The sequence below is a fragment of the Streptomyces sp. NPDC057638 genome (assembly GCF_042800315.1).
Lineage (GTDB): Bacteria > Actinomycetota > Actinomycetes > Streptomycetales > Streptomycetaceae > Streptomyces.
This window is the reverse complement of sequence record NZ_JBHVHF010000007.1, coordinates 32,313-45,771: the sequence shown is the minus strand read 5'-3', so window position 1 is coordinate 45,771 and position 13,459 is coordinate 32,313. Positions and strand designations below refer to the sequence as shown.

At 70.9% G+C, this 13,459-nt stretch carries 11 protein-coding genes; 8 read left to right on the top strand and 3 right to left on the bottom strand.

Going from position 1 to position 13,459, the window contains the following annotated elements; translation table 11 throughout:
• Positions 1 to 182 precede the first annotated feature (182 nt).
• Positions 183 to 1,040: a hypothetical protein gene (locus ACFVIM_RS02085; protein ID WP_384297365.1), complete on the bottom strand. Its 858-nt coding sequence runs from the start codon at positions 1,038 to 1,040 to the stop codon at positions 183 to 185.
• A 176-nt stretch (positions 1,041 to 1,216) separates the two neighbouring features.
• On the opposite strand from ACFVIM_RS02085, the gene ACFVIM_RS02080 reads away from it, so the two are divergent.
• The 7 genes from ACFVIM_RS02080 (at position 1,217) to cseC (ending at position 6,781) form a co-directional block, all read left to right on the top strand.
• Positions 1,217 to 1,450, top strand: a complete 234-nt coding sequence (locus ACFVIM_RS02080; protein ID WP_384297364.1) for a hypothetical protein — start codon at positions 1,217 to 1,219, stop codon at positions 1,448 to 1,450.
• Between the two features lie 130 nt (positions 1,451 to 1,580).
• Positions 1,581 to 1,862, top strand: a complete 282-nt coding sequence (locus ACFVIM_RS02075) for a phosphatase PAP2 family protein (RefSeq protein WP_384297362.1) — start codon at positions 1,581 to 1,583, stop codon at positions 1,860 to 1,862.
• Between the two features lie 451 nt (positions 1,863 to 2,313).
• Positions 2,314 to 3,231: an A/G-specific adenine glycosylase gene (locus ACFVIM_RS02070; protein WP_384297360.1), complete on the top strand. Its 918-nt coding sequence runs from the start codon at positions 2,314 to 2,316 to the stop codon at positions 3,229 to 3,231.
• Positions 3,232 to 3,401: 170 nt separating this feature from the next.
• Positions 3,402 to 4,010, top strand: a complete 609-nt coding sequence (locus ACFVIM_RS02065; protein ID WP_384297359.1) for a SigE family RNA polymerase sigma factor — start codon at positions 3,402 to 3,404, stop codon at positions 4,008 to 4,010.
• Complete coding sequence (locus ACFVIM_RS02060; protein WP_384297358.1) at positions 3,998 to 4,666, top strand: hypothetical protein; 669 nt, start codon at positions 3,998 to 4,000, stop codon at positions 4,664 to 4,666. The genes ACFVIM_RS02065 and ACFVIM_RS02060 overlap by 13 nt, the downstream gene beginning before the upstream one ends.
• Positions 4,667 to 4,675: 9 nt before the next feature.
• Positions 4,676 to 5,368, top strand: a complete 693-nt coding sequence (gene cseB, locus ACFVIM_RS02055; RefSeq protein WP_384297357.1) for a two-component system response regulator CseB — start codon at positions 4,676 to 4,678, stop codon at positions 5,366 to 5,368.
• Positions 5,369 to 5,446: 78 nt separating this feature from the next.
• Positions 5,447 to 6,781, top strand: a complete 1,335-nt coding sequence (cseC, locus tag ACFVIM_RS02050) for a two-component system sensor histidine kinase CseC (protein WP_384297355.1) — start codon at positions 5,447 to 5,449, stop codon at positions 6,779 to 6,781.
• A gap of 386 nt (positions 6,782 to 7,167) precedes the next feature.
• Here cseC and ACFVIM_RS02045 read toward each other — a convergent pair whose 3' ends face one another.
• Positions 7,168 to 7,830, bottom strand: coding sequence for a M23 family metallopeptidase (locus ACFVIM_RS02045; RefSeq protein ID WP_384297353.1), 663 nt, complete (start codon positions 7,828 to 7,830; stop codon positions 7,168 to 7,170).
• 945 nt (positions 7,831 to 8,775) lie between these two features.
• Between ACFVIM_RS02045 and dacB the strand changes: the two genes are divergently transcribed.
• The gene (gene dacB / locus ACFVIM_RS02040) at positions 8,776 to 10,386 is read left to right on the top strand and encodes a D-alanyl-D-alanine carboxypeptidase/D-alanyl-D-alanine-endopeptidase (RefSeq protein ID WP_384297351.1); all 1,611 of its coding nucleotides are present in this window, start codon (positions 8,776 to 8,778) and stop codon (positions 10,384 to 10,386) included.
• 170 nt (positions 10,387 to 10,556) lie between these two features.
• On the opposite strand, the gene ACFVIM_RS02035 is transcribed toward dacB, so the two are convergent.
• Positions 10,557 to 13,085, bottom strand: a complete 2,529-nt coding sequence (locus ACFVIM_RS02035; protein WP_384297349.1) for an ATP-dependent Clp protease ATP-binding subunit — start codon at positions 13,083 to 13,085, stop codon at positions 10,557 to 10,559.
• Between the last annotated feature and the right edge of the window lie 374 nt (positions 13,086 to 13,459).

The window sequence follows — 13,459 nt, the reverse complement described above, 5'->3', positions numbered from 1 at the left end:
CGGCCGGGACGGGTCTCTCGGGTACGGATCGGGCCTCCCGGTCATGGCCTCCGACCCCGATACGGAGACGGCCTCCCTTGACGGTCGGTCAGCGGGGAGGCCGTGTCACCGGCGCTGAGGCGAGGGCGGCGCGGGGCGCCGGGACCTGCCGCGGGAGCGGCGCCTTCGGGTTCGGGCGCGCTCTAGTCGCGTTCCAGGCGGAAGGGCTGTGGGGCCACCGTGGCACCCGAGAAGCGCGCTTCGACCAGGTAGTTGCCCGCCGTCGCGGCACGAGCGGACGGTGTGGCGCAGCCCGGCTCGGTCTGGCTGCGGTTCCAGTGCACGGTGTGGGTGATCGTCGCCCCGGCCGGAACCTTCAGCAGCACGCTCCCCGGAGCACTCGGGCAGTCCTTCGACGACCAGACCCGGTCCGCGCCCTCGTTGGTCAGCGTGACGGTGAGGACGGCCGCCCGTGGACCGAAGTCCGCCTTGCAGGTCGTCCCGGAGGAGTTGGCGACAGTGAAGCGGAAGGTGGGCTTCTCGTCCGGTTCGTACGCGACGTCCGTACTGAGCGTCACCTTCAGCGCGCCGGGCGGGCAGTTGGGCAGTGCGGAACCGGCCGAGAGGCGCTCGCCGGGCACGAGGGCGCCACCGCCGGAGCCCGTACCGCCACCGGAGCCACCGCCCTCGGCACCGGCGGATCCTCCGCCGCCGCTGCCACCCGTCCCTGACCCCGGGCCAGATCCGGAGCCGCCTCCCGGGCTGGTGCTGGGTCCGGAGTCACCGCCGCTGCCGCCCCCGCCGGCCGGGGCCGACTCCTCACGGCCACCGGGCCGTTCGTCGATCGCGGTCCCGGACCGGGAGGGTCCCGGGGTGATGGTGGAGGGAGCCGCGGCGGAATCACCGTTGCCGCCGTCGTCCTTACCGCCGCCCCCGCCCGAGGAACTGACGGCCCAGATGGCCAGGACGGCCAGCAGCGCGACCACGGAGAACACCACCGCCCTCCGCCGCCAGTAGATGGTGGAAGGGAGTGGCCCGATCGGATTGCGCAGAGATCCCACGCCTCAAACTCTACGAGAGTTCGCCACCAACTCCCGTCCCACCCGCCGCCTTCTCCCCATGTTCTGCCGATCATCATTCCGGAGCGGCTCATTCCAACCCCTTGCTTTCGTCGGGGGTGACCTTGGCCGGTCGCCCCGGGCGGGCACAGGGGGCGGGCTCACTCGCGTCGCCGATCATGGACAGTGGCGTCATCCGCGGGCTCTACCGCGACATCACCGACTGCGCTCACCTCACCCCCGGCTGGATCCAGGGGTTCGCCGAGTTCTTCACCGAGGCGGGGATCCTCCTCTTCGGAGGACTCCTCCTCCTGGCCTGGTGGCGGGCGCCGGGAGGTGACTCCCGTGCGACAGCCGTGGCCCTGCTGGCCCCCTGGCGACCGTGGCCGGATATATCGTCAGCGCGTCCCTGAAGTCTGTCGTCGCGGAGGAACGGCCGTGCCGGACGGTGGTCGAGGCGGCGGCCTCGCTGGCCGCCTGCCCTCCCGACCGGCGACTGGTCCTTCCCCAAGCAACCACGCCTCCGTCACGGGTGCCGCCGCCATGGCCCTCGCCGTGACCTGGCGGAAAATCGCCGCCACCGCGCTCGCACGGGTACTGCTGATGGCGTTCTCGCGGGTCTTCGTCGGCGTCCGCCATCCCCATGACGTGGCCGTCGGGGTGCTGCTGGGCGCGTTTGTCGCCCTGGCCTTCATGACGGCGCTGACCCGTCTGACCACCAGGCTGGTGATCACGGTACGGAGGAGCGGCGTAGACCCGCCGGCCTGGATCACCGGCCCCGAACCCGCCCACGCCCCCAGGCCCGGCCTCCGTCCCACCAGCTGACCACGACTTCGGTCACGGCGGCTGCCACCGGCGCGGCTAGGCGTGTTGTCCCGGAAGGTCTCACCGGCCCGCGACGCCCCGCACGGCGCCAGGACACGCGAGCCCGGCGGGATCCAGCCGAGAGCCCCCGGGCACTTCTCAGCCGATCACGTGGGGACCGATCGACCCAGCCCGGCCCGCCCCCGTACGGTTCCCCACAGCCGCCCGGCATCGAACCGCGCAGGGTGGTGGTGGGCCACTCGGCCTACGGGGACGGGCACGATCCGGGGCACGCGAGCCCGGCACAGCGCTGAGGGACCTCAGCGCCGTCGGCGCCTGGTCAACCCGCGCGCGAGCCGGCTCACCCCCGCCGAAGCTGGCCCGGCCGAGTAGACCGAGGTCGTCCGCTTAGCGGATGAGCCGGAGCGGGTGCGGCATCTGGGGGTCCGGACGTGCCAGGATCGGCAGTGCCATGACTGACACCACCACAGACCTCTCCCCCAGCGACGCTGCGTCCCTCCACTCCCCCGTCATCGCCTGGTTCGACGAGCACGCCCGCGATCTGCCCTGGCGTCGGCCCGAGGCCGGAGCGTGGGGCGTGATGGTCAGCGAGTTCATGCTCCAGCAGACCCCGGTCAACCGGGTGCTCCCGGTCTACGAACAGTGGCTCTCCCGCTGGCCCCGCCCCGCCGATCTGGCGGCCGAGGCACCCGGTGAGGCCGTTCGCGCCTGGGGCAGGCTCGGCTACCCGCGCCGGGCCCTGCGGCTGCACGGAGCCGCGCAGGCGATAACGGAGCGCCACGGCGGAGACGTACCCAAGGACCACGCGCAGCTCCTCGCCCTCCCCGGGATCGGCGAGTACACGGCGGCCGCCGTCGCCTCCTTCGCCTATGGCCAGCGCCACGCGGTCCTCGACACCAATGTGCGCCGAGTCTTCGCCCGCGCGGCGACCGGAGTGCAGTACCCGCCGACGGCGACCACCGCCGCCGAACGCAAGCTCGCCCGCGCTCTGCTCCCCGAGGACGAGGGGACGGCGGCCCGCTGGGCGGCCGCGTCCATGGAGCTCGGTGCCCTCGTCTGCACCGCGCGGAGCGAGGACTGCGGGCGCTGCCCGATCGCCGCGCAGTGCGCCTGGCGGCTGGCGGGCAAGCCCGCGCACGAGGGTGCCGCCCGTCGCGGCCAGAGCTATGCGGGCACCGACCGCCAGGTGCGGGGCAAGCTGCTCGCCGTGCTCCGGGACGCGCACACACCGGTGGCGCAGTCCGCCCTCGACGCGGTCTGGCACGAACCGGTCCAGCGGGCACGGGCGCTCGACGGACTCGTCGCGGACGGACTCGTCGAACCGTTGGAGGACGGCACCTACCGTCTCCCCGGCACCACCGGCACCTGAGCGCCGACGGGGCCGCGCACGCTCCGTAGTCACAGGGGAACATCCCCCGTTACACAACCGATGGATGGCCGTGCGCCCTCCGACGGCTTCCCCGCACAGCGTCGTGACAACCGCTCCGTAGGTTCTGGGGCGTAACGAGACGGCAGTGCACGGGGACGGAGGCGGTTGGAATGGCGCACGGCGAGGTGCTCGAATTCGAGGAGTACGTCCGCAGTCGGCAGGAGGCGCTGCTGCGCAGCGCCCGTCGGCTCGTGCCCGACCCCGTCGACGCTCAGGACCTGCTCCAGACCGCCCTGGTCCGCACCTACGGACGCTGGGAGGGCATCGCCGACAAGTCGCTGGCGGATGCCTATCTCCGCCGCGTCATGATCAACACGCGAACCGAGTGGTGGCGGGCCCGCAAGCTGGAGGAGGTGCCCACCGAGCAGCTCCCGGACGCCAGTGTCGACGACGGCGCCGACCAGCGCGCCGACCGCGCCCTGCTGATGGACGCGCTGAAGGTGCTGGCGCCCAAGCAGCGCAGTGTCGTGGTGCTGCGCCACTGGGAGCAGATGAGCACCGAGGAGACCGCTGCCGCGCTGGGGATGTCTGCCGGTACGGTGAAGAGCACGCTGCACCGGGCTCTGGCCCGGCTCCGTCAGGAGCTGGAGAGCCGGACCCCGGAGGGCGGCGCCCGCACGGACCAGGAACCCGAGCACATCGGTGTCCAGGGCGTGGTGCGCGGCGGTCGGCGTGGCCGTAGGTACGAGGAGCGGGGACGGGAGCGGTGCGCGGCCTGATGGGCGAACGCGGCAGGGGGGCTTGGGCGGCGAGCACCACGGCGATGGCCGGGCTCGCCGCCATCGGCGTGCTCATCTCCGGCTGCTCCACCGGGGGCGCCGGGGTGCGGGACGCGGGCTCCGCCCAGGCGGAGAACCGCGGCGAGGCCACGCAGTCCGCCCCGCGCGTCAATGGTTCCCAGCCCATGCGCAAGGTCAACGCCGCCCGGCTGATCCAGGGAGACCCAAAGGTCAGCGCCCAGCTGAAGGCGGAGCTGAAGCCCTGCGCGGGCAAGGAGTACCCCATGGACACCTCGTATGGAAATCTGACGGGCTCCACCGTGCCCGACGTGGTGGTGAACGTGGTGACCTGCGGCGATGTCGTCGGGCTCGGTACCTTCGTCTACCGCTGGGCGGGGTCGGAGTACCGGAACGTCTTCGCGCTGGAGGAGCCCGCCATCCACGCGACGATCGACCGTGGCGACCTGGTGCTGACCAAGCAGCTCTTCGAGCGGGACGCTCCCGTCTCCTCCCCGACGGGCGAGGAGATCACCACCTACGAGTGGTCGGCCGGGAAGTTCTCCCGGACCCACTGGGTGCGCAACGAGTACAACAGCCCCCTCAATGAGGACGATCTGCTCCCCATTGATGAGCCCCCCGTCGAGAACGAGAGCTGAGAGCGGCGAATGGCCGACATCCATGTCCTGTTCGTCGAGGACGACGACGTCATCCGGGAGGCGACCCAGCTGGCGCTGGAGCGCAACGGATTCACCGTCACCGCCAGACCTGACGGCCTCCAGGGGCTGGAGGCCTTCCGCACCGACCGGCCGGACATCGCGCTGCTCGATGTGATGGTGCCGGGGCTGGACGGGGTGAGTCTGTGCCGACGGATCCGTGATGAGTCCACCGTGCCCGTGATCATGCTGTCGGCGCGGGCCGACTCGATCGATGTCGTCCTCGGTCTGGAGGCGGGCGCCGACGACTACGTCACCAAGCCGTTCGACGGCGCGGTGCTGGTGGCCCGCATCCGTGCCGTACTGCGCCGCTTCGGCCACGCGGGGGGCGGCTCGACCACGGGATCCACCGCCCAGGGCGCCCTGCTGACCTTCGGTGAGCTGGAGATCGACACGGAGGGCATGGAGGTGCGCAAGGGAGGTGTCCTGGTGGCACTCACCCCCACCGAGATGCGGCTGCTGCTGGAGTTCTCCGCCGCACCGGGCACCGTGCTCTCGCGGGACCGGCTGCTGGAGCGGGTCTGGGAGTACGGCTGGGGTGGCGACACCCGGGTGGTGGACGTCCATGTCCAGCGGCTGCGCACCAAGATCGGCCAGGACAGGATCGAGACCGTCCGTGGCTTCGGCTACAAGCTCAAGGCATGAGGGGGCCCGCTCCCACGGCCCGGTGGATGAGGCGGGATCCACGATGAACACGGCCCCACGGCCGGGGCGGGACGCGTCATGAAGCGGTTGGTCATCCGCACCGGAGTGCGGTGGAAGATCAGCATCGCCATCGCCTCGGTCGGCGCGCTGATCGCGCTCGCGCTGAGCCTGATCGTCCATAACGCCACCCGTGTCTCCATGCTCGACAACGCGCGTGACGCGCAGATGAGCCGCCTCCGGATGGCCCAGATCTGGTACGAGAGCGCCAAGGACAAGGGGCCGCGCGCCCACGATGTGAAGGTCAACGATCCGACGCTGCCCAAGGAGCTCCAGCGGCTGATGCAGCAGAAGCGGCGCGGCACCCTGGTGCAGGAACCCGACAGCGGGCCACCGCAGATCTGGGCCGCCGTGCCCCTCGCCGACGGTTCGGTGCTCTCCTCGCGCGTGCCGTTCGCCGGGCGGAGCGCCACCATCCTCAGGGATCTGGACCGGGCGCTGATCATCGGGTCGGTGTCGGTGGTCTTCGGCGGCTCGGCGCTGGGCGTGCTGATCGGCGGACAGCTCTCGCGGCGGCTGCGGCGGGCCGCGGCGGCCGCGGCGGAGGTCGCCGAGGGCAACACCGACGTACGGGTCCTGAACGCGATCAGCGGGGTCGTCCGCGACGAGACCGATGAGCTGGCCCACGCCATCGACGCGCTGACCGACGCCCTCCAGGCCCGGATCGACGCCGAGCGCCGGGTCACCGCGGACATCGCGCACGAGCTGCGCACCCCGGTGACCGGTCTGCTGACCGCCGCCGAGCTGCTGCCCCCGGGACGCCCGACGGAGCTGGTACGGGACCGTGCGCAGGCGATGCGCACCCTGGTCGAGGACGTGCTGGAGGTCGCCCGGCTCGATGGCGCCTCCGAGCGCGCGGAGCTCCAGGAGGTGGCGCTGGGTGAGTTCGTCACCCGCCGGATCGCGATCTTCGGCCAGGACGTCTCCGTCCAGGTCGTGCACGACTCGTGGGTGAGCACCGATCCCCGGCGGCTGGAGCGGATCCTCTTCAACCTGCTCAGCAATGCCGTCAAGTACGGCAAAGCACCGATAGAGGTGACGGTCGAGGGCCGGGTGGTGCGGGTGCGCGACCACGGTCCCGGCTTTCCGGAGGCCTTGCTCCGCGAGGGCCCGAGCCGCTTCCGTACCGGCGCGAGCGACCGGGCGGGCACGGGGCACGGGCTGGGGCTGACGATCGCCTCGGGCCAGGCACGGGTCCTGGGCGCCCGGCTGACCTTCCGCAACGCGGCGCCGGCGGGCCCGTCCTCCCCCGCCGACGAGCCCGCGGCCGCCGGGGGCGCGGTCGCGGTGCTGTGGCTGCCGGAGCACGCGCCGACGGCGACGGGCAGCTTTCCCGTACTGCGCCTGGGCAGCTGACCGGACGGCCGGACACGGCCGGTATCCCCCTCCCCGTACACCGGCGAACACGCTGGTGAGCGTCCCGACGGGCGCTCTGGCACGCGCTCTGCCCCACACTCCGGCGAGCATCTCGACGAGTCCGAGAAGCGAGCGGCACGGCGCCGGAGGCCGACGGAGGGCGGGAAACCGGGTGAGGAGAGGAATCCGGTGGCGGAGGCGCGCGGCCCGGCGGCGGGACGGCGCGCCGGAAACTAACCGACCGCCGTGCCCGCGCGACTCTGTGTCAGCGATGTCCATGCCTCGATGGTGACACCCGCCACTGACAACGGCCCCCGGCGCTGACGCGCGGGGGGCCGTGGCTCAGGAGGCGGCCGCGCCGGGGACGGCGGGCCTCAGGGCGTACCTCAGAGGGTGACGCCCATGGAACGCAGGTAGCTGACCGGGTTCACGGAGCTGCCGTAGTTCGGGGTGGTGCGGATCTCGAAGTGCAGGTGCGGACCGCTGGAGTTGCCGGTGTTGCCGGACAGGGCGATCTGCTGACCGGCCTTGACCTGCTGGCCCGCGCTCACCTGGACCGTGGAGAGGTGGGCGTACTGGGAGTACGTGCCGTTGGTGTGCTTGACGACGACGGCGTTGCCGTAGGCGGGACCGTCACCGGCACCGTTGCCACCGGCCTTGACGACCGTACCGGCGCCGACGGACTTGACCGGGGTGCCGGTCGGGACGGCGAAGTCCTGGCCGGAGTGGTTGCTGGCCCACATGTTGCCGGCCTTGCCGTAGGTGGCGGTCAGGGCGTAGGAGCTGACCGGCTTGGTCCAGCCCTTGGCCGAGATCGCGGCGGTCGGCTTCGCGGCGGCCTTGGCCTGGATGGCCTGCGCCTGGGCCTGGGCCTTGACGGCGCTCGCGGCGCTCACCTTGACGGGGGCGACAGTGGGGGCGCTGGTGTCCGCCGCGAGCGCCACTCCCGTGCCGAGGACCGCGGACGCTCCCAGACCGGCGACAAGCACGGCTGCGGTGCGGTTACGGAGAACGGACGGGCGGGGGCGACGGGAAGTGAAGCGCTGCATACGGATGGAACCTCCGGGACAGATCTGAGCAAAAGCGAACCCGGCACGGGATGTGCGCCGGGCGGTGCTGCCCCACCTTGGTAACCGAACCACCCACTTCACCTCAAACACCCCAACTACGACATTCCGTCGTAGTTGAAGCGTGAGTGACGCACTTCCTTGACACCCCTCAGGCTCGGCCGCCCGCTCCGGCCGGAGGTACGCGAAAGATCTCCGGCAGGAAGGTTTGGATCCGCCGCGACCCCCGCGAAGTGGGGCGCGGACCCCTGCCGCCCCCTTCGCCGTCCACCGGAACGCCCGGATCCGAGCCGCGCGTCGCCCGCCGCGACCGACCGTCGGGCCACGGCGAGCGGAACGGGCCCTCCGGGCGCCATCCGGCACTCCTAACCGGGTTAGTAGGCGCCGGAGGGCCTGTGTGGCTTGTCACCGGCCGGGGCCTGCCGGTGTTACCTGGGCCACGGCCACGGTGTTACCCAGGCCACCCGATCCGGGCCTCCGCAGCGATCGGGAAGGGCGGAGAACGAGGCGTGCCGGTGACCCAGGCCACTCATCGGGCCGTCTATCGAGCCCTGTCGGGCCACCCAGCGTCCCCGGCCCGTCGACCGAGGGTCCGGGCGGGCGCCCTGACCGTGGCCCGCGCCACCCCGGAAGCCGTCCTCACCTCGTGAACCGCGCCGGTCCGGACCTCCCGGTCGCCTCCCTTCGCCACACCGGACCATCCGCGCGGCCCACCCACGGGCCGGGTCCACCGCCCGCCGGCCGGGGCCGCACCCCCAGACCCGGCACCAGCAACAGGCCCGAAGCTCTCCCTCAGGAGCTGCCCGCCGCCCCAGCCACCTCGGCGGACACACCCGTTTCTCCACCCCGGCGCGACCTCCCGCCCCCGGCCGTCAGCCCCGCGCGGCCGTCTTCCCCGCCCCGCCCCCTCCAGGGATCCTCATGCTCATGACCAGATCTCAGACCCAGCCCCGGACCCGGCGTCCCGCACGCCCCCGGACGCGTCCGCTCCTCATCGGCCTCGCCGCCGTCCTGACCGCCTCCCTGAGCTGGAGCTCCCCGGCCGGAGCGGGCCCCTCCGCCAACGGGCTCAAGGCCGCGATCGACACCCTCCTCACCGACCCACGGCTCGACGGCGGCCAGGCGGGTGTGGTCATCGCCGACGCCACCACCGGCGAGCGGCTCTACCAGCGCGACAGCACCGACCGCCAGATGCCCGCCTCGAACACCAAGCTGGCCACCTCCGCCGCGGCGACCGCCCTCCTGGGGCCGGAGTACCGTTTCGCCACCGAGGTCCTCACCCCGGGCCGCCGTATGGGGTCCACCCTCGTCGGCGATCTCTATCTCCGTGGCGGTGGCGACCCCACCACCCTCGCCAAGGACTACGACCGGCTCGCCGCCGATCTCGCCGCCACCGGGGTACGCCGGGTCACCGGCCTCCTTATCGCCGACGACACCCGGTTCGACACCGCCCGCCTGGGCCGCGCCTGGGCCGCCGACGACGAGTCCTCCTACTACTCGGCGCAGATCTCACCACTCACCGTCGCGCCCGACACCGACTACGACTCCGGCACGGTGATCATCGAGGCCGTCCCGGGCGCCAAGCCCGGCGACCGGCCGACCGTGACGGTGACGCCGAAGACCTCGTACGTACGACTAGACATCACCGGCACCACAGTCCCCACGGGGCAATCCGACACCCTCTCCATCGAGCGGCGCCACGGTGACAACACCATCACCATCAGTGGCAACATCCCCCTCGGTGCCCGTGCCACCAAGGAGTGGATCACCGTCTGGGAGCCCACCGGCTATGCCGCCGCGGTCTTCTCCGACGCTCTCACCCGCCATGGCATCCGCCTCGGCGGACCCACACGCCTTGGCCTCCCCACCCCTCCGGGCGCACGCGCCCTGGCCACCCATCACTCCATGCCCCTGAGGGAACTGCTGCTCCCCTTTATGAAGCTCTCCAACAACATGCACGCGGAGGCACTGACCAAGACGCTGGGGTACGAGACGGCCGGGCGCGGCACCTGGAGCGCGGGCCTCGCCGCGATCAACGCTTATCTCGCCCGGGAGGGCGTAACCACCTCCACGCTCCGCCAGGCCGACGGCTCGGGCCTCTCCCGGATGAACCTCTTCCCGGCCGAGCAGCTCGCACGGCTCCTGGTCGCGGTGCGGGACGCCCCCTGGTACCGCGACTGGTACGCCTCGCTTCCCGTGGCCTGTGCGTCAGACCGTGCGGTGGGCGGCACCCTGCGTACGCGGATGTGCGGCACGCCCGCCGCGCTCAACACCCGCGCGAAGACCGGATCCCTGACCGGGGCATCGGCGCTCTCCGGGTATGTCACGGACGCGGGCGGGCGCGAGCTGGTCTACAGCATCGTCCTCAACGACTATCTGGCACCGTCGGTGAAGAGCGTGGAGGACGCGATCGTGGTCACGCTGGCTCGCTCGGACACCGCCACGGGCACGATCCGGAGCACCTCCCCCCGGACGGCCCGGTCCACGGAACCCCCCGCCGACCGTGAGTGCTCCTGGGAGAAACCCGCCCGCTGCTGAGGTCCCCCGCACACAGCGAAGGAGCCGCCCCGGTCCCACACCCGCTATGGGGCGGGGAACCGGCGCGGCTCCTCCATCGATCGCTCCGGCCCGCGGCCGGATCGCCCGCTCTCAGCCGGTGAGCGTGTCCCGCTCACACCGCCGTGAGCGGGTCACGCTCCCTTGGACGCTCAGGCTTCCTTGGACAGGTTCGGCCCGGCGCCGCCGGCCGCCTGCTCGATCGGGGGGACATCCGGCAGGGCGGACTTCTCCTCGCCACGGAAGGTGAACTTCTTCTCCTCACCCTCACCCTCGGTGTCCACCACGACGATGTGACCGGGTCGCAGCTCGCCGAAGAGGATCTTCTCCGAGAGCACGTCCTCGATCTCACGCTGGATCGTCCGGCGCAACGGCCGGGCACCGAGCACCGGGTCGTAGCCCTTCTTAGCGAGCAGCGACTTGGCCGAGGGGCTCAGCTCCAGACCCATGTCACGGTCCTTCAGCCGCTCATCGACCTTGGCGATCATGAGGTCGACGATCTGGATGATGTCGTCCTCGGTGAGCTGGTGGAAGACGACGGTGTCGTCCACACGGTTCAGGAACTCGGGGCGGAAGTGCTGCTTCAGCTCCTCGTTGACCTTTGCCTTCATCCGCTCGTAGCCGGTCTTGACATCGCCCTGGGCCGCGAAGCCGAGGTTGAATCCCTTGGAGATGTCCCGGGTCCCGAGGTTGGTCGTCATGATGATGACCGTGTTCTTGAAGTCCACGACGCGGCCCTGGGAGTCGGTCAGCCGACCGTCCTCCAGGATCTGCAGAAGGGAATTGAAGATATCGGGGTGGGCCTTCTCGACCTCGTCGAAGAGGACGACGGAGAACGGCTTGCGGCGCACCTTCTCGGTGAGCTGGCCGCCCTCTTCGTACCCCACGTATCCCGGAGGGGAGCCGAAGAGGCGGGAAACCGTGTGCTTCTCGCTGAACTCCGACATGTCGAGGGAGATCAGGGCGTCCTCGTCACCGAAGAGGAATTCGGCGAGCGTCTTGGAGAGCTCGGTCTTACCCACACCGGACGGACCGGCGAAGATGAACGAGCCACCGGGGCGCTTCGGGTCCTTCAGACCCGCACGCGTCCGGCGAATAGCCTGCGAGAGCGCCTTGATGGCGTCCTTCTGGCCGATGACGCGCTTGTGCAGCTCGTCTTCCATGCGCAGCAGCCGGGAGGACTCCTCCTCGGTCAGCTTGAAGACCGGAATGCCGGTCGCCGTGGCGAGGACTTCGGCGATCAGTTCACCGTCGACCTCAGCGACGACATCCATGTCACCGGCCTTCCACTCCTTCTCCCGCTTGGCCTTCGCGGCGAGGAGCTGCTTCTCCTTGTCCCGCAGGGAAGCGGCCTTCTCGAAGTCCTGGGAGTCGATGGCCGACTCCTTGTCGCGGCGGACACCCGCGATCTTCTCGTCGAACTCACGGAGGTCCGGCGGCGCGGTCATCCGGCGGATCCGCATCCGGGAACCGGCCTCGTCGATCAGGTCGATCGCCTTGTCCGGCAGGAAGCGGTCCGAGATGTAACGGTCCGCGAGGGTGGCGGCCTGGACGAGGGCCTCGTCCGTGATGGAGACCCGGTGGTGGGCCTCGTAGCGGTCGCGCAGACCCTTGAGGATCTCGATGGTGTGCGGGAGCGACGGCTCGGCGACCTGGATCGGCTGGAAGCGGCGCTCCAGGGCCGCGTCCTTCTCCAGGTGCTTGCGGTACTCGTCCAGGGTGGTGGCACCGATGGTCTGGAGCTCACCACGGGCGAGCATCGGCTTCAGGATGCTGGCCGCGTCGATGGCGCCCTCGGCGGCACCCGCGCCGACGAGCGTGTGCAGCTCGTCGATGAACAGGATGATGTCGCCGCGGGTGCGGATCTCCTTGAGCACCTTCTTCAGGCGCTCCTCGAAGTCACCCCGGTAGCGGGATCCGGCGACCAGGGCACCGAGGTCCAGCGTGTAGAGGTGCTTGTCCTTGAGCGTCTCGGGGACCTCGCCCTTGACGATCGCCTGGGCCAGCCCCTCGACGACGGCGGTCTTGCCGACGCCGGGCTCGCCGATGAGGACGGGGTTGTTCTTGGTGCGCCGGGAGAGCACCTGCATGACCCGCTCGATCTCCTTCTCGCGCCCGATGACCGGGTCGAGCTTGGACTCACGGGCGGCCTGGGTGAGATTCCGGCCGAACTGGTCCAGGACGAGCGAGGTCGAGGGGGTGCCCTCGGCCGGGCCGCCGGCGGTGGCGGCCTCCTTGCTCCCGGAGTAACCGGAGAGCAGCTGGATGACCTGCTGCCGGACCCGGTTCAGATCGGCGCCGAGCTTCACGAGGACCTGGGCGGCGACGCCCTCGCCCTCGCGGATCAGGCCGAGCAGGATGTGCTCCGTGCCGATGTAGTTGTGGCCGAGCTGGAGGGCCTCGCGAAGCGACAGCTCCAGGACCTTCTTGGCACGGGGAGTGAAGGGGATGTGACCGGACGGGGCCTGCTGGCCCTGACCGATGATCTCCTCCACCTGCTGGCGGACCGCCTCGAGCGAAATCCCGAGGCTCTCCAGGGCCTTAGCGGCGACACCTTCACCCTCGTGGATGAGGCCCAGGAGGATGTGCTCGGTGCCGATGTAGTTGTGGTTGAGCATCCGGGCTTCTTCCTGAGCCAGGACGACAACCCGCCGCGCGCGGTCGGTGAACCTCTCGAACATCGTTAATCGCTCCTCAGAGCGGTCAGGCAGTAAGGGGTCGGTCCCCTCCCTGTCCTTCCGCAGCTTAGTCCCGCAAGCGGGGACCGCTCATTCCAACTGCCGACACCCGTCTGTGGCCTCCTGACCCCTGAACGCCGACAACTGCTCCAACCCGATGGTGCGAGACGATGTTCCCGCAGGCCAGGCAGTTACTCTCTCCATCAGTACGCCGATGGCGAACGTAAGGCCGCCCTGCGAGCGTGTCGCCCCTCCCCACTAGGAATGTCTTACCCGCTGGCACTGACAGAACATGCCGCGCGCACGGTTCCCCTCAGCTATGGGCGAACAACCACACGGCGATCCGTACGACATCCCCCACCCCGCACTATTCGTAC